The organism is Paenibacillus albidus, assembly GCF_014644435.1.
Taxonomy (GTDB): Bacteria; Bacillota; Bacilli; order Paenibacillales; family Paenibacillaceae; genus Paenibacillus_AQ; species Paenibacillus_AQ albidus.
The window spans coordinates 135,066-161,981 of sequence record NZ_BMKR01000014.1; the positions used below are offsets into that span (position 1 = coordinate 135,066).

The 26,916-nt window shown below is 53.8% G+C and carries 21 protein-coding genes; 18 read left to right on the plus strand and 3 right to left on the minus strand.

Features of this window, described 5'->3' with window-relative positions; all coding sequences use genetic code 11:
- The first annotated feature begins 33 nt into the window (after window positions 1–33).
- From IEY53_RS17880 to argH, 12 genes are all read left to right on the plus strand, one after another.
- Window positions 34–1,488, plus strand: a complete 1,455-nt coding sequence (locus tag IEY53_RS17880; protein WP_189027288.1) for an S-layer homology domain-containing protein — start codon at window positions 34–36, stop codon at window positions 1,486–1,488.
- A 203-nt stretch (window positions 1,489–1,691) separates the two neighbouring features.
- Window positions 1,692–2,246: a ribosome hibernation-promoting factor, HPF/YfiA family gene (gene hpf / locus IEY53_RS17885; RefSeq protein WP_189027290.1), complete on the plus strand. Its 555-nt coding sequence runs from the start codon at window positions 1,692–1,694 to the stop codon at window positions 2,244–2,246.
- A gap of 277 nt (window positions 2,247–2,523) precedes the next feature.
- Window positions 2,524–5,034: a preprotein translocase subunit SecA gene (gene secA, locus IEY53_RS17890; protein ID WP_189027292.1), complete on the plus strand. Its 2,511-nt coding sequence runs from the start codon at window positions 2,524–2,526 to the stop codon at window positions 5,032–5,034.
- A gap of 308 nt (window positions 5,035–5,342) precedes the next feature.
- Window positions 5,343–6,456, plus strand: a protein-coding gene (gene prfB, locus IEY53_RS17895) for a peptide chain release factor 2 (RefSeq protein WP_189027294.1) whose coding sequence is annotated in 2 segments (ribosomal slippage) — window positions 5,343–5,414 and window positions 5,416–6,456 — 1,113 coding nt in all. Because the reading frame shifts where the segments join, the coding sequence is not laid out codon by codon here.
- 98 nt (window positions 6,457–6,554) lie between these two features.
- A complete protein-coding gene (locus IEY53_RS17900; protein ID WP_189027296.1) occupies window positions 6,555–7,439 on the plus strand; it encodes a YitT family protein in 885 nt (294 codons plus the stop codon).
- A 163-nt stretch (window positions 7,440–7,602) separates the two neighbouring features.
- A complete protein-coding gene (argC, locus tag IEY53_RS17905; protein WP_189027298.1) occupies window positions 7,603–8,658 on the plus strand; it encodes an N-acetyl-gamma-glutamyl-phosphate reductase in 1,056 nt (351 codons plus the stop codon).
- A gap of 19 nt (window positions 8,659–8,677) precedes the next feature.
- Window positions 8,678–9,907 (plus strand): bifunctional glutamate N-acetyltransferase/amino-acid acetyltransferase ArgJ, encoded by a 1,230-nt coding sequence (gene argJ / locus IEY53_RS17910; RefSeq protein WP_189027347.1) that lies wholly within the window; start codon window positions 8,678–8,680, stop codon window positions 9,905–9,907.
- Between the two features lie 40 nt (window positions 9,908–9,947).
- Entirely contained in the window at window positions 9,948–10,775 is an 828-nt protein-coding gene (gene argB, locus IEY53_RS17915; RefSeq protein WP_189027349.1) for an acetylglutamate kinase, read from the plus strand.
- Window positions 10,776–10,860: 85 nt separating this feature from the next.
- A complete protein-coding gene (locus tag IEY53_RS17920; protein WP_189027300.1) occupies window positions 10,861–12,078 on the plus strand; it encodes an aspartate aminotransferase family protein in 1,218 nt (405 codons plus the stop codon).
- On the plus strand, window positions 12,075–13,043 hold the full coding sequence (gene argF / locus IEY53_RS17925; RefSeq protein ID WP_189027302.1) for an ornithine carbamoyltransferase: 969 nt from the start codon (window positions 12,075–12,077) through the stop codon (window positions 13,041–13,043). Before IEY53_RS17920 ends, argF begins: the two co-directional genes overlap by 4 nt.
- A 605-nt stretch (window positions 13,044–13,648) precedes the next feature.
- Window positions 13,649–14,887: an argininosuccinate synthase gene (locus IEY53_RS17930; protein ID WP_189027304.1), complete on the plus strand. Its 1,239-nt coding sequence runs from the start codon at window positions 13,649–13,651 to the stop codon at window positions 14,885–14,887.
- A gap of 84 nt (window positions 14,888–14,971) precedes the next feature.
- Window positions 14,972–16,387, plus strand: a complete 1,416-nt coding sequence (gene argH / locus IEY53_RS17935; protein WP_189027306.1) for an argininosuccinate lyase — start codon at window positions 14,972–14,974, stop codon at window positions 16,385–16,387.
- Window positions 16,388–16,491: 104 nt separating this feature from the next.
- Here the strand turns inward: argH and IEY53_RS17940 are convergent, their stop codons facing one another.
- Window positions 16,492–17,277: an alpha/beta hydrolase gene (locus IEY53_RS17940; protein WP_189027308.1), complete on the minus strand. Its 786-nt coding sequence runs from the start codon at window positions 17,275–17,277 to the stop codon at window positions 16,492–16,494.
- Between the two features lie 254 nt (window positions 17,278–17,531).
- On the opposite strand from IEY53_RS17940, the gene IEY53_RS17945 reads away from it, so the two are divergent.
- Entirely contained in the window at window positions 17,532–18,131 is a 600-nt protein-coding gene (locus IEY53_RS17945; protein ID WP_189027310.1) for a DL-endopeptidase inhibitor IseA family protein, read from the plus strand.
- A 14-nt stretch (window positions 18,132–18,145) separates the two neighbouring features.
- Here IEY53_RS17945 and IEY53_RS17950 read toward each other — a convergent pair whose 3' ends face one another.
- Window positions 18,146–18,553 (minus strand): CBS domain-containing protein, encoded by a 408-nt coding sequence (locus IEY53_RS17950; protein WP_189027312.1) that lies wholly within the window; start codon window positions 18,551–18,553, stop codon window positions 18,146–18,148.
- A 131-nt stretch (window positions 18,554–18,684) separates the two neighbouring features.
- Window positions 18,685–20,109 (minus strand): VanW family protein, encoded by a 1,425-nt coding sequence (locus tag IEY53_RS17955; protein ID WP_189027314.1) that lies wholly within the window; start codon window positions 20,107–20,109, stop codon window positions 18,685–18,687.
- 197 nt (window positions 20,110–20,306) lie between these two features.
- Between IEY53_RS17955 and ftsE the strand changes: the two genes are divergently transcribed.
- The 5 genes from ftsE to IEY53_RS17980 all read left to right on the plus strand — a co-directional run bounded on the left by ftsE (window position 20,307) and on the right by IEY53_RS17980 (window position 26,530).
- Entirely contained in the window at window positions 20,307–20,993 is a 687-nt protein-coding gene (gene ftsE, locus IEY53_RS17960; RefSeq protein ID WP_189027316.1) for a cell division ATP-binding protein FtsE, read from the plus strand.
- Window positions 20,983–21,897 carry a permease-like cell division protein FtsX gene (gene ftsX / locus IEY53_RS17965; protein ID WP_189027318.1) on the plus strand — a complete coding sequence of 305 codons (915 nt, stop codon included), beginning with the start codon at window positions 20,983–20,985 and terminating at the stop codon, window positions 21,895–21,897. Before ftsE ends, ftsX begins: the two co-directional genes overlap by 11 nt.
- 57 nt (window positions 21,898–21,954) lie before the next feature.
- Complete coding sequence (locus IEY53_RS17970; protein ID WP_189027320.1) at window positions 21,955–23,256, plus strand: murein hydrolase activator EnvC family protein; 1,302 nt, start codon at window positions 21,955–21,957, stop codon at window positions 23,254–23,256.
- Between the two features lie 116 nt (window positions 23,257–23,372).
- Window positions 23,373–24,839, plus strand: coding sequence for a S41 family peptidase (locus IEY53_RS17975; protein WP_189027322.1), 1,467 nt, complete (start codon window positions 23,373–23,375; stop codon window positions 24,837–24,839).
- Between the two features lie 320 nt (window positions 24,840–25,159).
- Complete coding sequence (locus IEY53_RS17980; RefSeq protein WP_229696213.1) at window positions 25,160–26,530, plus strand: PDZ domain-containing protein; 1,371 nt, start codon at window positions 25,160–25,162, stop codon at window positions 26,528–26,530.
- Window positions 26,531–26,916 lie beyond the last annotated feature (386 nt).

Below are 26,916 nucleotides of genomic sequence, written 5' to 3' on the forward strand. Positions count from 1 at the left end.
TTACACTTAAGCTTAAGGAGGATGAACAGCAGAATGAAAAAGAAGTGGCGTGGTCTTTTGACCGGATTGCTTGGAGTCAGTATGTTATTCGGATCTCTGGGCAGTGTATCGGCAGCCCCGGTACCCAAGGATATTCAAGGACACTGGGCGCAGGGCCAGTTGCAGGAGTGGCTGAATAAGGGGTATCTGGGAGGATACCCGGACGGAACCGTCAGACCCAATAAGCCAATCACCCGGGGAGAGTATGTGGCACTGGTGAACCGGTTGTTCGGCTTCACGGAGACGGCGACGATTAGCTTCAAGGATATCAAAAGTTCAAACTGGGTATACAGTGAAGTTTCCAAAGCCGTAAAAGCCGGTTACATCGGAGGCTATGAGAATAATACGTTCCGTCCCAATAGTCCGCTCACCAGACAAGAGGCGGCTGTGATTGCCGCGAAGATCCTCAAGCTGGATACCAAAGCCACTTCGTCCAAGTTCAAGGACAGTGCACAGATTGCAGCCTGGAGCCGGGGTGCGATTGCGGCAGCGGCGGACAAAAAGATTATTAATGGTTATCCCAATGGAACCTTTGGTCCCAAGAAACCTTTGACACGCGCTGAAGCGGTAGGCATTATCGGCAACTCGGTAGTGTACAAGCCTGCCGGAACCGGTGGCGGGGTGACACCTCCGAAACCGGCGCCTAGTCCCGGTGCAACGCCAGCACCGACAGCCAGTCCTGCACCAGCGCCAACCTCAACTCCTGTCACAGGTGGGGGTTCTGGCGGCGGCGGCGGTGGTGGCGGCGGGGGTTCGACCCCATCCGCTCCGTCGGTAACCGGTGCTGCCTATGGACATGTGGGCTCGGTTACGGCTGATGTGTATCTCACGTCAACGGTAACAGGGGCAGTGTATTATGTGGTGGCTCCTTATCAGAGCAATGTGGCCGCGCCGACTGCGATGCAGGTCAAGGATGGCATGACAAGTGCCGGAACGGCCGGCACCTTGCATGGCTCTACAGCAACGGTCGCTAATACCAAGACATCTTTCTCGATATACAAGCTGCAAGCCAACACAGAATATGCCTTTTATGTGGCGGCAACAGATACTTCGGGGAATTGGTCCACAGTGACGACGGTTCGCTTGAAAACTGCTCCAAGCTCAACGAACGCCATTACGCTCCTGGAGCCTGGACAAGCCGGAACAGTAACAGCTGATGTGTATGTAACTTATGGACAGGTATCCGGCACCGCAGCACCGGTAAGATATGTGGTATTGCCGGCAGGTGCGGCTGATCCAAACGCAAGCCAAATAGCTGCCGGACAGAACAGCACAGGCGGCGCGTTAGCTTCTCCTTGGACAGGCTTGATTTCGCCGGCACCGGGAGTAAGACATACGCTAACGCTGACTGGACTGACAGCCAATACAGGGTATAAGGTGTATCTGATAACGGGGGCTGGCAGCACCTGGTCGCCGGTGGAAATCATTCGTATTCATACGCGCGGATAAGACAGATGAAACCTACAATCCGATAGGTTTTGAACAAGTCCGGGAGGGCAGCTAGACGGCTCTTCCCGGATTTTCTTTTTAGTTTCACTTGAGGCGGGACTTGGACATCTTTTGTCAGATAATTGTAAAGGATGTCATGGATTGCTTTTTACTTAGCGATAACAATTTGGTATAATGGGAATGTAAACAAAGGAGGAGTGCCCATGCAATTCAGCATTCGAGGTCAACAAATTGAAGTGACCGACGCTTTGAGAGATTATGTTGATAAGAAGCTCAGCAGACTTGAGAAGTATTTCGATGCACCCCCTACCTCAGAAGGATATGTGACGCTTAGCGTGGTTCGCGGTATTCACACGGTGGAGGTTACCATTCCACTGGCAGGTGTGACGCTTCGTGCAGAAGACCGCAGCGACGACATGTATGCCTCTATTGACGCTGTAGTGGACAAGCTGGAACGCCAGATTCGCAAGCACAAGACCAAACTCAACCGTAAATTCCGTCAGGAAGGCAGCTTGAAGACTTTATTCGTAGAAGGAGCCAATGGCTCTGTTGCGGTAGAGGAACAGGATACCGATGATGATTTGGCTGTTGTGCGGAACAAGCGCTTCACCTTGAAGCCTATGGATGTAGAGGAAGCTATCCTGCAGATGAACATGGTGGGACACAACTTCTTCGTCTTCTCCAACATTGACACTTCTGAAGTGAGTGTCGTTTACAAACGCAATGATGGCAAATATGGACTGATCGAACAGGATTAAGCCCGGCTGTTGCCGATTATCCGGTAAGTGTTGCCAGCAATCACAGCTTTTTTTGATAAAAAATTTAAACGAGCCCCTATTCGCGCGAAGCGAATAGGGCTCTTGTGCGTATATATAGTTATGGATAAAATTTGTGAGCGCGGCTGCTTGTATTGCGGCATCTCTTACAAACTGTTACAATTTATGAAGCAGCGGAATCGATAGTGTACACAGGCCCTTTCAGTTTTATGAGGATGGGCTCGGTTCCACCATCTGTGTTGCATGAAAGGGGTTAACCATGCTAGGACTTGTGAAGAAAATTTTTGGCGATACCAACGAACGTGATGTCAAACGTCTCATGAAGACGGTCGAAGTTATTAATGGATTAGAGCCTGATTTTGTGGCGCTTTCGGATGAAGCGCTCAAGGCAAAGACGGATGAATTCCGTGCCCGTATTGAGAAGGGCGAAACCCTTGAGGAGATTCTCCCTGAGGCCTTTGCAACCGTACGTGAAGCTTCCAAACGGACGCTTGGCATGCGGCATTTTGACGTTCAACTCGTTGGAGGTATGGCGCTGCATGAAGGCCGGATCTCCGAGATGAAGACTGGTGAAGGGAAGACGCTTGTAGGTACATTGCCGGTCTATCTGAACGCCTTGCTGGGCAAGGGTGTACACGTGGTTACGGTCAATGACTATCTGGCTCAGCGCGACAGCGCGCAGATGGCACAAATCTATAACTTTCTGGGACTGACCGTTGGGGTAAACCTGACGGGTATGGACCATGCCAATAAACAAGATGCTTATGCCTGCGATATTACGTATGGCACGAATAACGAGTTTGGTTTCGACTATTTGCGTGACAACATGGTGCTCTACAAAGAGCAAATGGTACAGCGCCCGCTCTATTTCTGTATTATTGATGAAGTGGATTCCATTCTTATCGACGAAGCGCGTACTCCACTGATTATTTCCGGACAAGCCGAAAAGTCGACGGAGCTTTATTTTGCAGCAGACCGGTTTGTGAAGAAATTGACTGCGGAAGAGGACTACACTGTAGACATTAAGGTGAAGTCCGTAGCCTTGACTGAGAAGGGCGTAGCGAAGGCTGAACGCGCTTTTGGCATCGAGAACCTCTATGACCACAGCCATGTCACTCTGAATCACCATATCGTACAAGCACTCAAGGCCAATGTGATTATGCGCCGTGACGTAGACTACGTAGTAACTGAAGAGGAAGAAGTAGTGATTGTAGACGAGTTCACGGGCCGTTTGATGGCTGGACGCCGTTACAGCGACGGACTGCATCAGGCGATTGAAGCCAAGGAAGAAATTGAGGTACAGAACGAGAGCATGACGCTCGCTACGATTACCTTCCAGAACTACTTCCGGATGTACCGCAAACTGGGCGGAATGACAGGAACTGCGAAGACGGAAGAAGAGGAATTTAAGAAGATTTATGGCCTGGAAGTTCTGCAAGTGCCAACGAACAAACCGAATAGACGTCAGGACATGCCGGACGTGGTCTACAAAAGCGAAAATGGCAAGTTTAATGCTGTAGTAGACGAAATAGTGGAACGCCACAAAAAGAACCAACCGGTACTGGTCGGTACCGTCTCGATTGAAAACTCCGAACGTGTATCTGATATGCTGAAACGCAAAGGAGTCAGACATCAGGTGCTTAACGCCAAGCATCACGCAGCGGAAGCGGAAATTATCTCGCAAGCCGGTCAACCGGGTACGGTTACGATTGCGACTAACATGGCCGGACGCGGAACAGACATTGTGCTGGGTGAAGGTGTGACCGATCTCGGCGGCCTGCATATTATTGGTACGGAGCGTCATGAATCGCGCCGGATCGATAATCAGCTGCGCGGACGGGCGGGACGTCAAGGCGACCCGGGTTCCACACAGTTCTACCTGTCGCTCGGCGACGAACTGATGAAACGTTTTGGCGCAGATAATGTACTGAATATGATGGACCGCCTTGGCTTTGAAGAAGATCAGCCGATCGAGAGCCGCATGATTACACGTGCTGTGGAATCTGCGCAGAAGCGGGTGGAAGGCAATAACTTTGATATCCGCAAAGTCGTGCTGCAATATGATGATGTGATGAATCAACAGCGTGAGATTATCTATAAGCAACGCCGCGAGATTCTGGAATCCGAGAATATTAAGGATATTGTTGTGGAAATGATCAAGCCGGTCATTGACCGTATTGTGAATGCCCACTGCAGTGACGACATTCCGGAGAACTGGGAACTGCAGGAGGTTGCTGATTATGTGAACAGCAAGCTGCTGGAGGAAGGCGCTTTGACCCGTGATGATCTGTGGGGCAAGGAAGTCGAAGAGATTGTGGAGTACATTTTTGGGCGTGTGCTTGAGAAGTATGCTGCCCGTGAGGAACGTCTTGGCGCCGAGCTGGTCCGGGAATTCGAGAAGGTTATCGTGCTCCGTTCCGTAGACAGCAAATGGATGGATCACATCGACGCGATGGATCAGCTGCGTCAAGGGATTCACTTGCGTGCTTACGGCGGTACCGATCCGCTGCGTGAATACCAGTTCGAAGGGTTCCAAATGTTCAACGATATGACAGCCAACATTCAGGAGGAAGTAGCCACCTATATTATGAAGGCGCACATCGAAACGAACCAGGAACGCCAATCGGTGGTGGAGGAAGACAAGATTTCTACCAACGGTGAACCTGCCGAGAAACAGCCGGTGCATGTTCAGGCCACTGTTGGCCGCAACGATCCATGCCCTTGCGGCAGCGGCAAGAAATACAAGAACTGCCACGGCCAGAATGCATAAGCCACAGTAATAACAATAAAGAGCGGCCTGGGCCCGGGGGACTCCCCGTTTGCGGCCCAGCCGCTTTTTTGAGTCTTCTGTGCTTGGGTGATTATAGAGCGGAGCAGGCGGAATTGTTCTGTAGAAGCGTCAGCGTTCGCCTTTATCCCCGGATTCCAACCACAGGTGTGGTTTCGTTCAGGAATCTGGGGATAACAGCGATCGGAAGAATAATCCGTTGGCGGAGCGGGTGTTAATCACTATTGCTTACAGACGGCTCAACCAAGCGGCCCGGCGTCATATCTTATTTTGAAAGGTGAAGTGACCACATGATCGATGCTAATGTTAAGCAGGACCTGCGTGAAATAGGCAAGAAACTTACCAACCTTAGGGGGTCTCTTTGACTTAGATCTGAAGCAGGAGATGATCTCGAACTTTGAGGAGAAGATGGCTGCTCCAGGGTTCTGGGATGAACCAGACAAAGCGCAGGCTGTAATTGCCGAGATGAATGCGGTGAAGCTGTCCGTGGATCAATACGAGAAGCTGCAGCAGGAATATGATGATGCGGCGATGATGGCTGAGCTGGCAGATGAAGAAGGCGATGAAGGGCTGGCGGCGGAGATGGCAGAAACGATCCGCAGCCTGAGCGGCAAGCTGGATGAGTTCGAGCTGCAGCTGCTGCTGAATCAGCCTTATGACAAGCTGAACGCCATTCTGGAGCTGCATCCGGGAGCAGGCGGCACAGAGTCCCAGGACTGGGGACAGATGCTGCTGCGGATGTATACCCGCTGGGCGGAGAAACGCGGCTTCAAGGTTGAGGTGCTCGATTATCTGCCAGGCGACGAGGCAGGGATCAAAAGTGTGACGCTTCTGATCAAGGGCTTCAATGTCTACGGATACCTTAAGGCAGAGAAAGGTGTGCACCGGCTGGTACGCATCTCGCCTTTTGACTCCTCCGGCAGACGGCATACTTCTTTCGTTTCTTGCGATGTAGTGCCGGAAATCTCGGATGATGTAGAAGTGGAGATCCGCACAGAGGACTTGAAGATTGATACGTACCGGGCCAGCGGCGCGGGCGGCCAGCATATTAATACTACAGATTCAGCGGTGCGGATTACCCACTTGCCAAGTGGTGTAGTAGTCACATGCCAGAACGAGCGGTCGCAGATCAAGAACCGGGAGCAAGCGATGAAAATGCTGCGCTCCAAGCTTTATGAACGCAAGCTGCAGGAGCAGCAGCAGCATTTGGATGAGATTCGCGGCGAGCAGTCCGATATTGCCTGGGGCAGCCAGATCCGCTCTTATGTCTTCCATCCCTACAGTATGGTGAAGGATCACCGTACCTCCGTGGAGACCGGAAACGTGGGCGCCGTCATGGACGGAGATCTGGACGGTTTCATTGATGGCTATTTGCGCAGCCAGATCAAGACTGTGGCTGAATAAGGGTTATTACATTCCTACGCCTTTGTGGAGGCGTAGGGATTTTTTTGGAATATGGGAAGGCTAAGTTCCACGAGAACACTTGAAGGAGAACTCCTTGCATGCAAAAAATGAATTCACGCAACAAACCGCCGCTGATTCCCCTGAATGGCCCCCTGCGTCATACGGTGGATATTGGGCTGATCCTGATCGGATCGCTGATTACGGCACTGGCCTTTAATCTGTTTTTTCTGCCCAATAAAATAGCCTCGGGCGGGGTGTCCGGTCTGTCTGTACTGGCCCAAGCCTGGTTCGGTGCAGAGCCGGCGTTCACGCAGTGGGCGCTGAATATCCCGTTGTTTATTCTTGGGGTGCTGATTCTCGGTAAGCAATACGGGGCCCGTTCCCTGCTCGGCAGCTTTGTGCTGCCGCTGTTCATTTTCCTGACCAAAGATGGACCGATCCCCACGACGAATCCGTTGCTGGCTTCGATTTATGGGGGGATTGGTGTAGGACTGGGGCTTGGGCTGGTGTTCCGGGGTCGGGGCTCCACCGGGGGACTGACCATTCTGGCGCAGATTATTCAGAAGCTGTCGGGACTGAGCTTTTCCATGTCTGTAGTGCTGCTGGATGGTACAGTGATTACGCTGGCGGCTTTTGTACTGGGAATGGAGCAGGCGCTGTATGCGCTGATTGGGCTATTTGTCACGGGCAGGGTCATCAATGCGCTGGAAGTAGGCTTCAGTTATACGAAGGTGGCGTATATTATCTCGGACAAAACAGAGGACATTTCGCAGGCGATCTTAAATGACCTGGACCGCGGCCTCACGAAGCTGAATGCCCAAGGGGGGTATACCGGTGATGATCGTACAGTCCTGATGGTGGTGGTGGGGCAGAATGAGATCACCCGGCTCAAGGCCATTGTCCGCTCGGTAGATCCGGGGGCTTTCGTTATTATTACCGAAGCTCACGAAGTGCTTGGCGAAGGATTCAAAAGAGAAGCGTAACCTCTTCCGCGCGGGGAGGCGCTTCTCTTTTTTTTGAAGAAAAATAGTGGCTCTCCACTGAATAAAAGTTCACTTCACATGTTGTATTTATATTAATTCAGTCGTATAATAATACATATTTGCAGGACGGTATTCAGACATAACTGATAAACAGGAAGCGGGGATGGCAGTGGAAGGCAAACTGAGAGCGGCGATTGTGGGATCAACGGGTTATGGGGGCGTGGAGCTGATTCGGCTGCTGCAAAGTCATCCCAAAGTAGAGATTACATCGGTCATTTCCTCCTCAAGCGCGGGAGCTCCTATAGAGGAAGGATTTCCTCATCTGACGGGAATTGTGGAGCGGAGCCTGGACGGCGTGGATCCGGCGGAGATCGCGGGCCGGGCGGACATCGTATTTACGGCTACCCCCTCCGGGGTGAGCGCCAAATTGGTGCCTCAGCTGCTGGAAGCCGGTCTGAAGGTTGTAGATTTATCGGGGGATTTCCGGTTAAAAAACGGCGCCGACTACGAGCAATGGTATAAGCATCCGGCTCCGGCCGATGCCTACCTGGAGCAGGCGGTATACGGGCTATGCGAAGTGTTTGGAGAACGTGCCGCGGGTGCGGGCTTCATCTCCAATCCGGGCTGTTACCCTACCGCTACGCTGCTGGGCCTGATCCCTGCCATCGAGGCCGGCTGGATTAAGCCGGACAGCATCATCATTGATGCCAAGTCAGGGGTGTCCGGAGCCGGCCGGGGAACGAGCCTGATGGTACATTTTGCCGAGATCAATGAGAATCTCAAAGCCTACAAAATTAACAAACATCAGCATATTCCGGAAATTGAGCAGGCGTTGTCCGAGATTGCGGGAGAACAGGTGACCGTTACGTTCACCACTCACCTGGTTCCGATGAACCGGGGGATTATGAGCACCATGTATGCGGGAATGAAGGGTTCTTATACCGAGCAGGATTTTGTGGACTTATACCGTAAGTATTATGCAGGCAGGCCGTATGTGCGTGTGCGGGATGCGGGGATTATTCCGGCGACGAAGGAAGTCAGCGGCTCGAATTATTGCGATATCGGATTTGCGGCGGATGCCCGTACAGGGCGGATCACGATTGTGTCCGTCATTGACAACATTGTGAAGGGTGCGGCAGGGCAGGCCATTCAGAACCTGAATTTGATGATGGGATGGGAGGAAACCCTTGGGCTCGGCTACACTCCGGTGTATCCGTAAGTTCAGCGGTAACAATAACATGAGCGAGAAGCAGGGATATACCGTCGTGGACGGCGGAAGCATCATTACACCAAAAGGATTCACCTCCGGAGGTCTGCACTGCGGCCTCAAAAAAACCGACCGCAACGATCTCGGAGCGATTGTATGCGAGGTGCCGGCAGCGGCGGCGGCGGTATATACAACGAATGTGTTCCAGGCGGCTCCGCTGAAGGTTACGCGTGAGAGCCTGGCGAACGGGACGCTGCGCGCGGTTATTGTGAACAGCGGGAATGCCAACGCCTGCACCGGCGAACAGGGCGAAGCGGATGCGTATGAGATGCGTGCGGCAGCGGCCAATCATCTGGGTGTGGCTGAAAACGATGTGGCTGTAGCGTCCACGGGAGTGATTGGCGAGCTGCTGAAGATGGATTGTGTGCGCAGCGGCGTAGCCGGATTGCCGGAGAAGCTCAGCGGCGGCGCGGGTGGTGCGGAGGAATTTTGCCAGGCGATTCTCACTACAGACTTGGTCAAAAAAGAATCCTGCGTGCAGGTTCAGGTCGACGGCAAAACCGTAACCATTGCCGGAGCCGCAAAAGGTTCGGGGATGATCCATCCCAACATGGCGACAATGCTCGGCTTTATGACCACCGATGCTGCGATTGATGCGGAAGATTTGCATAGTCTGCTGCGTGCTGCGACAAATGTTACGTTTAATATGATCACTGTAGACGGCGATACCAGCACCAATGACATGCTGGTGGCGATGGCCAGCGGACTGGCGGAGAATGGGAAGCTGAACCGGCTGCATCCGGATTGGGATGCTTTTGCTGCAGGATTTACGTTTGTCTGCGAGACTCTGGCCAAGGCGATCGCCCGGGATGGGGAAGGTGCAAACCATCTGATTGAGGTTCAAGTGAATGGGGCTGTGCATGATGAAGCGGCTGCGGCCATTGCCAAGACAGTGGTCGGCTCCAGCCTGGTCAAATCGGCCGTGTTCGGTGCGGATGCTAACTGGGGGCGGATTATCGCCGCTGTTGGGCGTGCAGGCGTTCCGGTCTCGCCGGACCGGGTGGATATTTCACTGGGGAGTATAGCGGTGCTGAAACAATCCAGTCCGGTAGCTTTTGATGAAGAGCTGGCCCTGGCCTACTTGCAAGGGGATACGGTGCTGATTACGGTGGACCTGCATGATGGAGACGGCAAGGCTACCGCCTGGGGCTGCGACCTTACGTATGATTATGTGCGGATCAATGCGGCTTACCGGACTTGATGGCTGGCTGTTAATGAACCGAAGGAAGGATGCCGAAACGATGACGTTAAATACTGCGCATGAACCTATAGGCAACACGGATGGAACCAAACTGTTCGTGATGAAATGTGGCGGAAGTACGCTGGCAACGCTGCCGGATTCGTTTTTTGAGGATTTGCGGGCATTGCAGCAGGAAGGCGCGCAGCCGGTAATTGTCCATGGCGGCGGCCCGGCCATCTCGGAGAATCTGGCCAAGCTGGGCATCGAGAGCAGCTTCGTGAACGGTCTGCGGGTGACGACTGAAGAAGTGCTGGATGTGGTGGAAATGACGCTCGCAGGCAGTATCAACAAAGCGATTGTGCGGCGGATACAAGGAAGCGGCGGGCGTGCGCTGGGGATTTCGGGTATCGACGGCGGGCTGATAATGGCCCGCCCCGTATCGAATAGCGCGGAGGTAGGGCTGGTTGGCGAAGTAACCAAGGTACAGGCAGAAATTGTGACGGGTATCCTTGCCTTGGGTTACATGCCAATTATAGCCCCAATCGGAGTGGATGCATCGGGTCAGCGGTATAACATCAATGCAGATACGGCTGCGGGAGCGGTGGCTTCCTATGTGGAATCGTCCCGAATGATTGTGGTCACGGATGTGCCGGGGATTATGCGGACAGTAGACGGCCAGAAGGTCGTCCTTCCTTCGGTGACCGTGCAGCAGATCGAAGAGCTGATCGAAAGCGGCGAGATTTACGGCGGTATGATTCCCAAGGTTCGGGCGGCAATGGATTGTATTCAAGGAGCGGTCTCGGAAGTCGTCATTGTAGATGGCAAAGAGCCGCGGGTACTCAGCCGGGTGCTTCAAGGTGAAGTGCTCGGAACACGGATTGTGCGTTGAGGTGAATGCGAGAGGGATAGAAAATGCACCACCATTATACAAAGCGGCCGGGATAAGGTGCGGCAGGGCAGGAGAGTGACTTAGAATGAGCAAGCTTACACAAACGGAGAAACTAAGTAAGGTATTCCCGTCATACGGCAGATTCGATATCAGCCTGGTCAAAGGGAAAGGAAGCTGGGTGTGGGACGACGAGGGGAACAAATATCTGGATTTCACCTGTGGACTCGCTGTGACCAGTCTGGGTCACGCTCCGGAGAAGGTTGGGGCCAAGCTTAAAGAGCAGATTGATACACTGTGGCATGTCTCCAACCTGTTCCACATCCCGGGACAGGACAAAGTGGCCCAGCTGCTGACGGAGAATAGCTGTGCGGATCAGGTATTCTTCTGCAACAGCGGGGCGGAAGCGAATGAAGCGGCCATCAAGCTGGCGCGCCGCTACCAGCAGAAGATCAAGGGAGTAGACCGCTATGAGGTCATTACCTTCGAACAATCCTTCCACGGCCGCACGCTCGCGACGTTGACAGCTACCGGGCAGCAGAAGGTCAAAGAAGGGTTCCTGCCGCTGCCGGCCGGCTTCAAGACAGTGCCGCTGCATGATCTGCCAGCGCTGGAGGCAGCGATCGGCGACCATACCGCAGCGGTTATGCTGGAAATGGTCTTGGCTGAAGGCGGTGTGCTGGAAGTGCAGGCGGATTTCCTGCAAGCAGTAGTGGAACTGTGCAAACAGCACGGCCTGCTGCTGATCGTGGATGAAGTGCAGACCGGCATGGGCCGTACAGGCAAGCTGTTTGCGCACCAGCATTATGGCATCGAGCCGGATATTTTCACCTTGGCCAAAGGCGTAGCCAGCGGATTCCCTGCAGGCGTAATGCTGGGCAAAGATTACCTGCGCGAAGCCTTCAGTCCAGGCAGCCATGCTTCTACCTTCGGCGGAACACCGCTGGCGGCTGCGGTGATGTCGGCGACGATTGAGACGATGCTTGAAGATAAGCTGCCCGAGCGTGCCGCGGAAATGGGCAGTTACTTAAAAGGACAACTGACAGAGAAGCTGGCAGATTGCAGCTTTGTACTGGATATCCGCGGCAAAGGCTTGCTCATCGGCATCGAATGTAAATCAGCGGTAGGCGATATTGTATTGGCCGGGCAAAAGCGCGGGCTGTTATTCGTCACAGCAGGACCCAATGTCCTGCGTCTGCTGCCGAACCTATATGTAAGCAAAGAGGAGATTCACCAGGCGGTGGACATCGTGTCAGAACTCATTCATACTTATGCTGAACAAACGGACGGGGAGGCAAACTCATGAGCCAGAGCGTAAAGAATTCTACAGAGAACATTGCACAGCAGCTGAAGGGCCGTGACTTGCTGGAGCTGAACGATTATACACCGGAAGAGATCACGTATCTGATTGAACTGGCAATTGAACTGAAGAAGAAACAGAAGAGCGGAGAAGTATTCCAGCCGCTGAAGGGGAAGACGATTGGCCTGATTTTTGAGAAGTCTTCGACACGCACACGTGTATCCTTTGAAGTCGGCATGTATCAGCTCGGCGGTCATGCACTGTTCTTGAGCAAAAATGACATTCAGCTGGGTCGCGGCGAAACGGTTGGCGATACAGCCCAGGTGATGTCCCGTTATCTTGACGGCATTATGATCCGCACCTTCGGCCATGATAAAGTGGAAGAGCTGGCGAAGTACGCTTCCGTTCCCGTAATCAACGGGCTGAGCGATCTGGCGCATCCATGCCAGGTGCTGGCCGATTACCAGACCGTATATGAGCATAAAGGCAAACTCCAAGGCCTGAAACTCGCCTACATCGGCGACGGCAACAATATGGCCCATTCGCTGCTCATTGGCGGAGCCAAGCTTGGCGTACATGTATCCATTGCCGGGCCGGAGGGTTACGAGCCTGATGCCGTCGTAGTGGCCGAGGCGCGTGAGATCGCCAAGGGCACCGGGGCGAACATCGTGATTACCCGCAGCCCGCAGGAAGCGGTACAGGATGCCGATGTGATCTACACCGATGTTTGGGCCAGCATGGGCTTTGAGGAAGAACAGCTGGCGCGGGAAGCGGCGTTCAAGGATTATCAAGTGAACGAGGCGTTGGTTGCCCTTGCCAAGAGCGATTACCTGTTCCTGCACTGCCTGCCGGCGCACCGGGAGGAAGAGGTCAGCACTGGCGTTATTGACGGCCCGAATTCGGTCATCTTTGACCAGGCCGAGAACCGCCTGCACGCGCAAAAGGCGCTGATGGCCGCTTTAATGGGTTAGGTTATGCTTTTGCCCGAAGCGGCCTAATGAATGAAACCCTGACTCGCCTATCCCCAAGCGGGATGCTTGAATCCCTGGGAAAAGGCGCAGGATAGGGAGTCGATTGGGTGCTTGGGGTCCTCGGTGTGTTAAAGGGAAAATGACCCGCTAAATTCACGGTGTGCGGCATATTGGGGAATTAACGGGAATTCCACCCCTTAATTTCATCCAAAAGGCCCTTCTGCGGCTAAATTGGACAGATTAGCGGGTGACATTCCCTCTATTCTCAAAATTCACCCACATTTGCTGAAATTAAGGCCCATTATTCTCTTTAGCTGCTCAGAGCTGCTCCGAGCAAACGTTGATTTAAGTGTTGTACCCAAATAAACTATATAAATGAAGTTTGAGTGGACTTGATGCAGACTTTGGAGCATAGAGAGCGGAATTATTCTGGAGAAACGGCAGTGGTCGCCTTTATCCTCCGATTCCCCCGGCATAGGGAGTAAGTTCAAGGAATCGGAGGATAACAGTGATCGGAAGAATAATCCGCACGCGAAGCGGCTTGAGGTCGGCCCGGTTTACAATATTCATTTCATATAGCCCACACGAAAGGAAGTTGCCCCACCATGCCCAAAGACAAAATCGTGCTCGCCTATTCCGGCGGCCTGGATACCTCGGTCATTCTGAAATGGCTGAAGGAAACCTATGATGCGGAGATTATTGCGTTTACGGCCGATATCGGCCAGAAGGAAGAACTCGACGGCCTGGAGGAAAAAGCACTCGCCACCGGCGCCTCCAAGGTGTACATCGACGACCTGCGCGATGAATTCGCGAATGACTTCATCTATCCGATGTTCCAATCGGGTGCACTCTATGAAGGGCAGTATCTGCTAGGCACAAGCATCGCGCGTCCGCTGATCGCCAAGCGTATGGTGGATATCGCCATTGCCGAAGGCGCTACAGCCATCGCGCACGGCGCGACTGGCAAAGGCAACGACCAGGTGCGTTTTGAACTCAACGCAGCGGCGCTGGCTCCCGGCATCAAGGTGATTGCACCTTGGCGGCTGGAAGAGTTCCGCAACCAGTTCCCGGGCCGGGCGGAAATGATCGCCTATGCGGAAGCGAACGGCATTCCGGTCCAGGCCTCGGCGGCCAAGCCGTACTCCATGGACCGCAACCTGCTGCACATCAGCTATGAGAGCGGCGTATTGGAAGATCCATGGTTCGACCCGAGCGCACCGGAGAACAAAGAGATGTTCCTCCTGAGCAACGCGCCCGAGGATGCACCGGATGAAGCGGAATATCTGGAGCTGGATTTCGTCAAAGGTGATTGTGTGGCGCTTAACGGCGAGCCGCTGACACCGCTGCAGGTAATGGAGAAGCTGAACGAGCTGGGCGGCAAGCACGGCATCGGGCGTGTGGATATGGTCGAGAACCGTTTTGTCGGCATGAAGAGCCGCGGCGTGTATGAGACTCCGGGCGGAACCATCCTGTTCACCGCTCACCGCAAGATGGAGTCCATCACCATGGACCGTGAAGTCATGAACCTGCGCGACAGCCTGATTACCCGTTACAGCACCTTGGTGTATAACGGCTTCTGGTTTGCGCCTGAGCGCAAGGTGCTGCAGGCACTGGTGACTGAAAGCCAGCAGACTGTAACAGGTACTGTACGCCTCAAGCTGTATAAAGGCAATATCATCGGCGCCGGCGTGAAGAGCCCGGTCAGCCTGTACAACCCGGACATCGCGACGATGGAAGCTGATCCTACGCAAGCTTACGATCAAGGCGATGCGACTGGTTTTATCCATTTGAATGCACTGCGTCTGAAAGTATCCGCCGGTGTGGCGGAATCAGCCAAATCATAAATAGATCATGAGAGACCAAGAAAAGGCCGTTCCTCCCGTCAGGACAGGAGCGGCCCTCTGGCGTCCTAAAGGAGGAGTCGACAGGTGAGCAAGCTGTGGGGTGGACGGTTTACGAAGGGAACAAACAAGCTGGTGGAGGAATATACGGCATCCATTGGTTTTGATAAAGCGCTGGCCGAGGAAGATGTGCAGGGAAGTCTGGCGCATGTGACTATGCTGGGCAAATGCGGGATTCTGCCGCAGGAAGACGTGGAGACGATCAAGGCAGGACTGAACAAGGTACTTGAAAAGGTACGCGCAGGTGAGGTGGAGTTCTCCGTATCCGATGAAGACATTCATATGAATATTGAGAAACACCTGATTGAGGAAATCGGTCCGGTAGGCGGCAAGCTGCACACCGGACGCAGCCGCAACGATCAGGTGGCCACAGACATGCACTTGTATTTGCGCAATCGTGTGGTGGAACTGGTCGGACTGCTGCATGAACTGCAGGAATCGCTGATTGAGCAGGCCAAGGACAATGTGGAGACGATCATTCCGGGCTATACGCATTTGCAGCGTGCCCAGCCGATTCTGTTCGCCCACCACTTGCTGGCCTATGTCTCGATGTTCCGCCGCGATGCGGAGCGCCTGACGGACAGCTACAAGCGTATCAACGTACTGCCGCTCGGCGCCGGGGCTTTGGCGGGAACGACGTTCCCCATTGACCGCCATTTGGTGGCCGAGCAGCTTGGCTTCGACAGCGTATATGAGAACAGCCTTGACGCAGTCAGCGACCGTGACTTCATTGTGGAATTCCTGGCGAATGCTGCGCTCGTCATGACCCATTTGTCCCGGCTCAGCGAAGAGCTGGTGCTCTGGAGCAGCACCGAGTTCAGCTTCATCGAGCTGGATGATGCCTTCTGCACGGGCAGCAGCATCATGCCGCAGAAGAAGAACCCGGATGTGCCGGAACTGGTCCGCGGCAAAACCGGCCGGGTCTACGGCAACCTGATCGGCCTCTTGACCGTCCTCAAGTCGCTTCCGCTGGCCTACAACAAGGATATGCAGGAAGATAAGGAAGGGATGTTCGACACCGTGACCACGCTGACTGGAGCACTGCAGCTGTTCGCACCGATGATTACCACGATGAAGGTGAACAAGGGCCGGATGCGCGAGGCGGTGAATACCGACTTCTCCAACGCTACCGACATCGCCGACTTCCTGGTCGGCAAAGGGCTTCCTTTCCGCCAGGCGCATGAAGTGATCGGCAAAACGGTACTCTACTGCATCAATGAGGGCAAATTTCTGCTCGACTTGACGCTGGATGAATTCAAGCAGTTCTCCCCGCTGTTCGACGATCAGATCTACGCGGTATTGCAGCCGGAAGCGGTAGTGAATGCACGGAATGTTTATGGCGGAACGGCCACCGTTCAGGTGAAGGCTGCCATCGAACGGGCTGAAGCTTCCTTGCGTGCGGCGAATGAGTGGGTAGTGCAGCACGGAGAAGCCTTGATATAAGGTAAGGCATTAGGACGGAATATACGATGGAGCAGCCCCCAGGGTTTGCTTCAGACTCAAAAGCAGCAACTCCTGTCATCAGGGTTGCTGTTTTTGGTATGGACCTATTTCTTTAAGGGCAGCCAAGCCAGTATAGCCTGAATTTTAGTGTCCCAATAGCCCCATTCATGGGCGCCCGGGCCTTCCTCATACGTTAGTGACAACGAGGTCTTGCGGCAGGCGTCACGGAAGGTCAGGTTGTCCGCATACAGGAAATCCTCGGTTCCGCAGCATTGGTAGAGGGCCGGCTTGGGCCCCTTGGACCGGTCAACTTCCTGCAGCAGCCAGAGCAGATCATCAGGCGTGCCGGAGATATCCCCGGGCCCAAAAATCAAGTCGTATTCCTTGCTTCTGCTGGCCGGGTCGCCCCAGTTCATGAAATGATGCGCCATATCAAGCGCCCCCGATAAGCTTGCGGCTGCAGCAAAAGTCTCCGGCTTGCGCAGCCCCAGCTTGACCGCTCCATACCCGCCCATCGAAAGCCCGGCGACAAAGGTATCCTCGCGTTTGGCAGACAGCGGAAAAAAGGAGCGGGCCAGTGCCGGAAGCTCCTCGCTGATGAACGTCCAGTATTGGCCGCCTGCCGCCATATCCGTATAAAAGCTGCGGTGTACCTGCGGCATCACAACGGCAATTCCGAGCTCCGCCACATAACGCTCAATGGAGGTGCGGCGCAGCCAGATCGAATCATCATCGGACAAGCCGTGCAGCAGATACAGTACAGGATGAAGCGTGCCGCGGGCTACGTTGCTCATTCCGATCTGTGTTGTGGTTTGCTGAGGTAAAATGACGGTCATCGATGTATTTAGTCCAAGCACTTCCGAGTAGAACTTGCATTCTATTAATGCCATTTGTATTCATCCCCTTTCGCTCAAATCATAGCATATCGCCTATTCCAAATGCGATATGCGGTTTGAGCGCAGAAACAGGACCGTTTTGTAATATAGTTCCAAATAATCAGGCCCTGGACGTGTTGATGGCTTTTTTTATGCAGGATTAACCGTTCCGGAGTTTTCATCCTGCCCTGTATTGGGTATTTTAGCTTACGGGGTACCGTAAGGTCTTAATGTGCCTATCGTCTGGAAATGGAAAGAGGAGGATATTCATGAAGAACAACAAGGTAATGATCGGTGCACTGGCACTATCGCTGGGATTAGTATCTGCAGGAAGTGCCGCAATGGCATCGCCGGCTGCAGCAAGCACAACGTATAGAACGGTGGCGGTGTCGGCTCCAGGCAAGGAAGGTCCGGCAACGATCAATAATTTGACAGTCAGAAGCATCATTCCGCTCGTGGTCCATGCCAAAAAGATTTATACGTATGCCAATAACGGGGGGATCGTATACCAACCGGAGCTGTTTATGTACAAAGGACAGGAGTTTCGTTATTTGTCCAATGATATTGGAACCAAACCGCAACTGCTGAATTACATAAAAAAAGCGTTCACCCATAACGCAGCAGCGTTTTATGCGCAAACCCAGTTCCTGGAGCAGAACGGGCGTATGGCGCAGGTGAACAACGATATCGGAAATTCGCTGGCTTATGAACAGGCGACTGCCAGAATGATCTCCAAAAATGCAACGACAGCTGTTTACGAGCTGAGCGTACCGCATAAAGATCAGACTGTGATTGACACCGTTACGGTGAAGCTGAAAAAGGTAAGCGGATACTGGAGAATTGACATGTCCCCGGATGCGCTTTTCTAGGCAGGGAAAAGGCTCTACTGCTGGCAGCGGAGCAGATCGGAAGGGTAGACGACACCGGCATATTTGCCGCTGCGGGTAAGGATGAGGGCATCGCTACGGAGTGAATCAGGACGGTTCAGGGCTGCGGAGAGTACGGAATCAAGCGGTGCGGACAGGTCAACAATCAGCGGCTGTGCATTCATCTGCTTCGTGACAGGCTCGGTGTAGAACATATCTCTTCCGAGCCTGCCGGTAGCCCGCAGGAAGAAAGGTTCGCTCATCAGCAGACCCAGCGGTTCATTTGCGGCATTGCATACGACAAGGCATTTCGATTCGGGATGCTGGAACATAACGCGCAAAGTCTCACGGCAGGTGCGGGAGGCATAGACAGCCGGGGCAGTACGCATAAGGCCAGCCAGCCTGTTTACTAGAGCGGTAGTCATAAAGTTCACCCTTTCTAAAATAACAGTCTTATACTACTGTACCCCCCCAGCGTAAATTGTGACGGCATCAATCGTCATCCGTATGTAAAAGCTCTAAAAACAGCCGGACCTCCAAGCAGGTCCGGCTGTTTTTATGGCCGCACACCATCCTCCAGCAGCGGCCGTTCTGTGGCTTCCGGCACAGGGGAGCGGCGGGAAGCGGCTTGATTGGCCGCAACCAGGCGTTTCTGCGCAAGGTAGGTATCGCGGGAGAGCTTTGTCTTCTCAACGGGTTTGCCGTCAACGAGCCGGATTAAATAGGTATCGATCACATAGCCGGTTTTGCCGTTCTGCAGTATTCTGGAGCTTCCCGGAGCCATAGAAGCATCGCGGATGATTTTGTCTTCCGGCGGCAGCACCTTGACAGTCTTCGACTCTACCGTATAAGAGACATTGCGGGGGAAGGTGCCGAACAGCTTGATGGTCAAGGAACGGCCTTGAACCGCAGCCTTGATCATAAGATATTTGCCGGTAGTGTTGCGGAACCGGAAATTAATATAACCTTCGGCAAAGGTGGCGTCCTGGCCTTTGGGCAGATAACTGACCGGCAGGGAGTGATTACGCCGCTCTACAATCTCCAGGCCCGAACGCAGTGCGGCATTGTACAGCGTGCTCGACACTTGGCAGATGCCTCCGCCTATCCCAGGCTGGAGCTTGCCGCTGACAATAACCGGCGCTTCCCGGAAGCCGTAGTCCGTTTTGGCTTTTTCAATAGCCTTGCCGTAATCAAAGATCCCTTCCGGCGGGAGGATGGTTCCGTCAACGGCTTTGGCTGCAGCCTCTACGTTGTAGGTCCGTCCGGGGCCGCTTGCGCCCAGGGAGGTGCTGAATTGAGTGATTTTCCGCTCGACCCCCTGTTCCTTCAGCGCCTGCAGGGTAACATCCGGCTGCAGGACAACCAGAGGGATCTCCAGGGCGAGGCCCTGCCCAGCAAGCGTCTCCAGACGGCTGAAGCCGGTCGGCAGCGCTGCCTGAAGGGCTGTCTCCAGCGCGTTCCAGTCGACGGCGTAAGCCGTGGTGCCCGGGGAATATAGAACACGGTCATCCTCCGTGATCCGTCTGGTAGCGTCTACGGGTGTACCAAACGCCTTTTTTTCCCAATCCGGGCTAAGCTGCTGCTTGAGCGGCTTCCAATCCATCCGGCCTTCGATTTCCCAGCTGCGCGGAAAGTTCCTGCGGGCGTTCACCCGGTCCAGCAGGCTGCCTTCGGTTAGACGGCTCAGGCCTTGTACAAAAGAATCGGCCGAATAGCGCAGCCCCGCCTCCTTAAGTGTCAGTGTCAGCTGAGAAGCACCCTTTGCCGTAAGCGTAAGGCGGAGCGATTCCAGGGCAACAAGGCGCTGCTCCAGTCCGGAACGGACTTCACCGTAGTCCATTCCCCCGACCTCCCAGCCGGCGAGCCGGGTTCCTTCGGGCAAGGTGGGCTGCCCGGCATATAAATGAAGCCCTCCGGCAACAAGGGAACCGGCCAGGATAAGACTGATGACCACAATCAGGGCGGCGTGAATTTTTTTCATGTAGGAGCTCCTTCCAGTGGCGGTTTGGGTGATGTATTAATGTATATGTGCGGTGAACGTAAAACTTTCGGGTACTCAAGCGGTTACGGATTTGTTACAATAGATACGTTGCGGTAATCATGCAGTTTATGGAACCTTACGCTGGACGTTGTCGAAACGCTCCAGGCATAAAATGTCAGAATCGGGAAGTGATAGAAATGATCGAAATGCAGGATGTGTGGAAGACGTACCCTAACGGCACCCATGCGTTGCAAGGAGTCTCCGTCAAAATCGACCGCAACGAATTCGTGTATATTGTCGGACCGTCCGGCGCAGGTAAATCCACTTTCATGAAATTAATTTATAGAGAAGAATCTCCGACCAAAGGACAAATCTCGGTGGGCGGATTCAACATAGGCAAGCTGAAACCGCGCAAAATCCCTTACGTCCGCCGCAATATCGGCGTCGTGTTCCAGGATTTCCGGCTGCTGCCGAAAATGACGGCCTTTGAGAATGTTGCATTTGCGATGGAAGTGATTGAAGCCCCGAAGAAGGTCATCAAGAAACGTGTGAATGAAGTTCTGGATCTGGTCGGGCTGCGCAGCAAGGCGAACCGTGAGCCCTCGCAGCTCTCAGGCGGAGAGCAGCAGCGGATTGCCATTGCCCGGGCCATCGTCAACAATCCTTCCGTAATTATTGCGGACGAGCCGACCGGTAACCTGGACCCCGAGACCTCCTGGGACATCATGCAGCTGCTGGATGAGATTAATTTTCGCGGGACCACGATCGTTATGGCGACCCACAACCGGGATATTGTGAACAAAATGCGCAAACGGGTGCTGGCTATTGAGAACGGCAACATCGTGAGAGACCAAGTGAGAGGGGAATATGGTTATGAGTTTTAAAACCTTCTTGCGGCATGTGCGGGAAGGCTTCAAAAACGTATTCCGCAATGGGTGGATGTCGGTGGCTTCCATTACGTCCATCGTCGTATCCCTTTTTGTATTGGGTGTGTTTATACTGCTGGTGCTTAATGTTAATGCGATAGCGGATAAAGCCGACAGTCAGGTACAGATCAATGTACATCTGGCTCTGAACACCGAGCAGAAGATGCGTGAAGTCTTGGAGAATGAAATCGGCGGGATGCCGGAAGTGAGCAAGATCGAATTTGTCTCCAAAGAGCAGGGGCTGAAGGAGTTCCGCGAAGATATGGGCGAGGACGCCGCAGGACTGCTTGAAGGGTTCGACAAGGACAACAATCCGCTGCCGGACAAGCTGGTGGTGGAAGTGATTCAGCCGACAACGGTGCCGTTCGTGGCCGAGAAGATTCAAGCGCTCAACAAGACCCACACGGAACAGCCGATTTACAAGGTCAATTATGGCAAAGGTTCGATTGAAACATTGTTCAAGGTTACGCGTACGGTGCGGAATATCGGATTTATTTTTGTGGCAGGGCTGGCGCTGATGTCGATGTTCCTGATCTCCAATACAATCCGTGTAACGATTCTCGCCCGGCGCAAGGAAATTGGAATTATGAAGCTGGTGGGAGCGACCAATTATTTTATTCGCTGGCCGTTTTTTATAGAAGGGGCACTGATTGGATTAATCGGTTCGCTGGTTACATCCGTTACATTATATATAGGGTATAGCGGTCTGGAGCGCTCGGTGCAGGGAGATCCCATGCTGGGCCTGAGCCTTATCCCTTTTGGTGACATCTGGCTGCTGCTCTGCGGTTTGCTGGTGGGACTTGGTGTACTGATCGGCGTCTGGGGAAGTACCGTATCCATTCGCAAATTTTTGAAGGTGTAGAACTGAACTTATTTATTACTCAGGTTATTATTCAGGATAAAGGATGGGGAGTGCGAGTTGAAAAAGATTGCCGCCGGATTAGCCGCTTTGTTGCTGGTCGCCACTATGTTCGGGCCCTCTGACGGATTTGCCAAAAAAAGTACCGTCGCAGACATCGACAAGCAGCTTCAAAAGCTGCAGCAAGAGGTGAAGAATGCCAAGGCGCAGCAGGAGAAAGCGGCCTCGCGTAATCAGGAAGCCCAGCACTATAAGAACAAGACGACGCTTAATCTGGAGTATGTTCTGGATCAGATTGCTCTTGTCAAAGGAGAAATGAGCACCACCTCGAGCAAAATCTCCGCCACCGAGGAATCGCTGAATGTGACCGCTACGGAACTGGCGGATGCAGAGGCGCGTGTAGCTTCCCGGGAGAAGCTGCTGGAATCGCGGGTACGGCTGATGTATACAGACGGGGCAGTCTCCTATTTGGATGTGCTGCTCTCCTCCAGCAGCTTTACGGACTTCCTGGACCGTGCCGATTCGCTCAAGACGATTGTGAATCAGGATCAGGACCTGCTGGTGCAGCATAAAGTGGACAAGCAGACAGTCATCGACAAGAAGAAGCAGCTTGAAGGGCAATATGCCCAGGCGAAGGAGCTATACACAGATCTGGAATCCCAGCGCAGTGTGCTGAAAGACAAAGAAGCCGAGAAGCAGCAGCTTATCGCGTATTATGATAAGGAAATCCGGGTCACGGATGATATCAGTGAAGAGCAGAATGCCAAACTTGTGCAGCTTGCCAGTAACCGCTCTTTGCTGGAGAAGAAAAAAGATCAATTGAAGGCGGAAGAAGCAGCCCGCAAAGCCGCAGCAGCCAAAGCTGCCGCTGCCAAAGCGGAAGCGGCCCGCAAGGCGGCTGCAGCCAAGCGCGTAGCCTCCTCCGGACGAAGCTCCAGCCCCAGTGTGCCGGCATACTCCGGCGGTGATGGACCTTTCCTGCTGCCTGTAGGCTCGGCGCGGGTCTCATCCGGCTATGGTCCGCGGACACATCCGGTTACGGGTGAGGTTGGCAAGATGCATACCGGTGTGGACTTTGCGGTTCCGCAGGGGACAAGCATTCATGCCGCTGACAGCGGAACGGTTCTGGTTGCCGAATGGTGGAGCGGTTACGGCTATTGTGTCATTATTGATCATGGCGGCGGCGTCTGGACGCTTTACGGACATATCCGTCAGGGTGGTATCCGCGTGAACGTCGGCGACCGGGTGGAGCGTGGCCAGGTGATTGCCGAATCCGGATCAACCGGACGTTCGACCGGACCCCATCTTCATTTCGAAGTACGGGTTGACGGCAAGACGGTCAACCCTATGCCTTATCTCTAAATTTATACGCTCATAAATATTAATTGCGTTTACGGCATATACTGGAAGAGATACCGTTCCTTCCAGGACGGACGGATGAAATGGCAAGATGGACAAGAAGGGACGGTGGGAACATCATGTTAAAAAAGAGCACAGCGGCGTTTATGATTGTCGCCGCCCTGCTGTGCGGCAGCATTCTGACTTTGGGCGTGACCGGTTATGTCAATGTATTCGGACAGGCCGCCGGAGAAGGGGCAGCCCCGATGGTGCAGAGCAGCGGCCTGGGAGCCAAGGAATCCAAGAAGCTCGGAACCGCTTTGGATCTGATAGAGAGCAATTATGTGGAAGCGGTCGATCGGGACAAGCTGATTGACGGCGCTGTCAACGGGATGATGGAAGCCCTGGGCGATCCCTATTCCAACTATATGGGCAAAGAAACGGCTGAGAAGTTCGAGGAGAGCATAGAAGGTTCCTTCACCGGAATCGGTGCGGAAGTCTCTTCGGAGAATGGCAAGGTTGTTGTAGTCTCGCCAATCAAGGGTTCTCCGGCGGAGAAATCCGGTATTCAGGCCAAGGATATCATTCTGTCCGTCAACGGAGAATCACTGGAAGGCCTGGAGCTGAATATGGCCGTATCCAAAATACGCGGTCCCAAAGGAAGCAAGGCCACCTTGCGAATCCAGCGTGCCGGTTCTGTGGAACCGCTGGAATATGTGATCACGCGTGATGATGTGAAGCTGGAGACAGTGTACGCCAGCATGGAGAAAGACGGTGTCGGCGTTATTGAAGTGACCCAGTTCTCCATGAATACCGGTGAACGCTTCGCGGAAGAACTGGAGAAGCTGGAGAAAAAGGGCATGAAGGGGCTTGTGATTGATGTCCGCAATGATCCGGGCGGTGTGCTTCCGGTCGTCATTGAAATGGCTGAACAGTTCGTGCCGAAGGGCAAAGCCATTGTACAGGTTGAGGATAAGAACAAGCAGCGTGAAGTCAGCACCTCCAAAGGTTCAAGCAAACCTTATCCGGTTGTAGTCCTTATGAACAAGGGGAGCGCAAGCGCTTCGGAGATTCTGGCCGGTGCCTTGCAGCAGTCGGCGGGAGCGAAGCTGATTGGAGAGAATTCGTTCGGCAAGGGCACGGTACAGACCAGCTTCGACAAGCAGCTTGGAGACGGCAGCCTGCTGAAGATTACGATTGCCAAATGGCTGACCCCGGATGGCACCTGGATTCACGGCAAAGGAATTAAGCCGGATATTGCAGTGGCCCAGCCGGATTACTTTTCCGTAGCACCGATTAACAAAAGTGTCACCCTGCAATACAACATGAACAGCACGGATGTAAAAAATGCACAAACCATGCTGAACGGGCTGGGTTATAAGCCGGGCCGCAAAGACGGTTATTTCGACACCGAAACCAAAAACGCGGTGAAGAAGTTCCAAAGCACCGCCAAACTTCCTGTGACCGGCAGCATTGATGCCAAAACGGCAGAAGCGCTGGAGGCGGCTTTGATCAAATCCATTCAGGACCCGGTTAATGACAACCAGCGGAACAGAGGAATTGCAGAGGTTCAGAAGGAAATAACGGCGGGAGCGTCGAACAAGTAAGAAGGCTGATCCCAGCCTTCTTTTTTTCTTTTGAATTCTAAACATTTAAAAGAGTGGATGTTTCGTGTTAGAACCGGGCTCAGGTGCTGCCAATCGCGGGCTTGAGAGATAAAGGGAAAATGCACCACTAAATTCATCGAAATATGGAATGTTGGACACATAAGGGGGATTTTACCCGCTAATTTTATCGTTAGGGCCTCTTTTGGGTTAAATTGAGTTTATTAGCGGGTGACTTTTCCTCTAGTTATGGAGTTCTTCCACTTTCGGAATAATTAAGGCCAACTTTTCCCTTTAATTGAATACACCGGACGAAAAGGAGTGTGACGAAAGTTTTGGATGTGCTGCTGGAATGGTTAGGGAGCTGGGGCAATGCTTTGTTGCATTTGCTGATCCAGCCCTATTACTATATCGCTGTTGTGTTCATTATGCTGTATTACCGCAGGCAGGTGGCGCTGGAGCGGAGATTGATTCATGTGAAGCTGCACAGCTGGGGGCAGGAGACCTGGCGTACGGTGTGGAGCGGATTGGTGATGGGGCTCGGCGTGTCACTGGTAGCGGTGCTGCTCGGAATATCCTTGACGGGGACGATGGTGACCTGCATCTGGATCGTCAGCCTGCTGCTGATGCTGTTCCGGGTTCGCTATCTCTGTTTTGCCTATTCGATTGGTGTTTTGGGTATTATACAGTTCGTAATGTCCTTTTTTCCGGATCCTTTCGGAAACGGTTTTGTTCAAAATATCGCTGGCGCTGTGCGGGACATGGATATTCCCGCGCTTCTGGTGCTGGCTGGCTTGCTGCACCTGGCGGAAGCACTGCTGGCCCGCTGGCAGGGGCCGGCTCTCGCGACCCCGCTTTTCCTGGCCGGCAAACGGGGCAAGGTTGTCGGCGGCTACCAGCTGCAGGCCTTCTGGCCGCTGCCGCTGTTCCTGCTGGTTCCCGCCGGTGCGGGAGCTGCAGAGCTGCCCTGGCAGCCGCTGCTGGGCGGCGGCATGGGGCTGGTCTCCCTGCCCGTCATCATCGGCTTCAGCGAGATGACGCAGGGCCTGCTGCCCGGGCGCAAGGCGGCCCGCACATCAGGACGGCTGCTGATCTACAGCATCGTCCTGATGGGCCTCAGCCTGCTTGCCGCCTGGTGGAGCCCGCTGACGCTGCTCGCGGCATTGGCAGCGATCCTGCTGCACGAAGGGCTCTCCTGGTACAGCGCTCTGGAAGAGCGCAGTATCAGTCCCATCTTCGTGCATCCGCAGCGCGGCCGCAAGGTGCTGGCCGTGCTGCCGGGCAGTCCCGCGCAGGAGCTGGGCATCCTGCCCGGCGAGATCCTGCTGAAGGTCAACGGGGTCCTGTTGACCGAAGTGGAGCAGCTGCATGAGGCGCTGCGCATGAACCCGGCGTTCTGCAAGCTGGAGGTGCAGAACCGCGAAGGGGAGAGCAAATACCTGCAGCGTGCGATCTATGATGGCGATCACCATCAGCTCGGCATCATATTGGTGCCGGAGCCGGACGGCACGGTGACTGCAGAAGCGAAGCCATCCAGCATCTTCAGCATCGCCCTGATGAAGACGGGTACGCGCAGCCGGAGTCATCCGGTCAAGCGGCTCCGCCGAACCCGGGCCGGCAGCTCCAAGCCCGATTCTCCCAAGGTCGATGCTTCCAAAGTCGATGCGCCTAAGGCCGAATCGGCTGAGGGCTAGCTGGGACGGGTTGATCTTGGGCATGAACCAGGGGATGTCCCCAAAGCGGTTTTTTCTAAGCATGTACCGGTTTTTGTTAATTTAGAAACTGTCTAAACACAGCAGAGCAGCGAATCCCCCGTTAGCCGGAGAATCGCTGCTCTGTATTTGTGTCTGCGGCTTGCTTTAACAGGTCAGTGAATATTCCTCTTCATTGTGCAGAAGTTGCATGCCTGTCGCTTGCTCCTAAGATGGAATTAATAGGAGTTTCCCAACAGTCTGACTCTATCCAGCTAATCAATCCCTCCAACCCCCTTTAGATTGCGCGAATAATTGGATAAACTCCCACTAGTACCTTGACTGCATCAAATTTCAGGGTACAAATGTTTCAATTTGCCTCTGGCCTG

Coding starts and splice junctions, on each gene's coding strand:
- IEY53_RS17880 (WP_189027288.1), top strand. CDS start 34: ATGAAAAAGAAGTGGCGTGGTCTTTTGACCGGATTGCTTGGAGTCAGT.
- hpf (WP_189027290.1), top strand. CDS start 1,692: ATGCAATTCAGCATTCGAGGTCAACAAATTGAAGTGACCGACGCTTTG.
- secA (WP_189027292.1), top strand. CDS start 2,524: ATGCTAGGACTTGTGAAGAAAATTTTTGGCGATACCAACGAACGTGAT.
- IEY53_RS17900 (WP_189027296.1), top strand. CDS start 6,555: ATGCAAAAAATGAATTCACGCAACAAACCGCCGCTGATTCCCCTGAAT.
- argC (WP_189027298.1), top strand. CDS start 7,603: ATGGCAGTGGAAGGCAAACTGAGAGCGGCGATTGTGGGATCAACGGGT.
- argJ (WP_189027347.1), top strand. CDS start 8,678: ATGAGCGAGAAGCAGGGATATACCGTCGTGGACGGCGGAAGCATCATT.
- argB (WP_189027349.1), top strand. CDS start 9,948: ATGACGTTAAATACTGCGCATGAACCTATAGGCAACACGGATGGAACC.
- IEY53_RS17920 (WP_189027300.1), top strand. CDS start 10,861: ATGAGCAAGCTTACACAAACGGAGAAACTAAGTAAGGTATTCCCGTCA.
- argF (WP_189027302.1), top strand. CDS start 12,075: ATGAGCCAGAGCGTAAAGAATTCTACAGAGAACATTGCACAGCAGCTG.
- IEY53_RS17930 (WP_189027304.1), top strand. CDS start 13,649: ATGCCCAAAGACAAAATCGTGCTCGCCTATTCCGGCGGCCTGGATACC.
- IEY53_RS17940 (WP_189027308.1), bottom strand. CDS start 17,277: ATGGCATTAATAGAATGCAAGTTCTACTCGGAAGTGCTTGGACTAAAT.
- IEY53_RS17945 (WP_189027310.1), top strand. CDS start 17,532: ATGAAGAACAACAAGGTAATGATCGGTGCACTGGCACTATCGCTGGGA.
- IEY53_RS17950 (WP_189027312.1), bottom strand. CDS start 18,553: ATGACTACCGCTCTAGTAAACAGGCTGGCTGGCCTTATGCGTACTGCC.
- IEY53_RS17955 (WP_189027314.1), bottom strand. CDS start 20,109: ATGAAAAAAATTCACGCCGCCCTGATTGTGGTCATCAGTCTTATCCTG.
- ftsE (WP_189027316.1), top strand. CDS start 20,307: ATGATCGAAATGCAGGATGTGTGGAAGACGTACCCTAACGGCACCCAT.
- ftsX (WP_189027318.1), top strand. CDS start 20,983: ATGAGTTTTAAAACCTTCTTGCGGCATGTGCGGGAAGGCTTCAAAAAC.
- IEY53_RS17975 (WP_189027322.1), top strand. CDS start 23,373: ATGTTAAAAAAGAGCACAGCGGCGTTTATGATTGTCGCCGCCCTGCTG.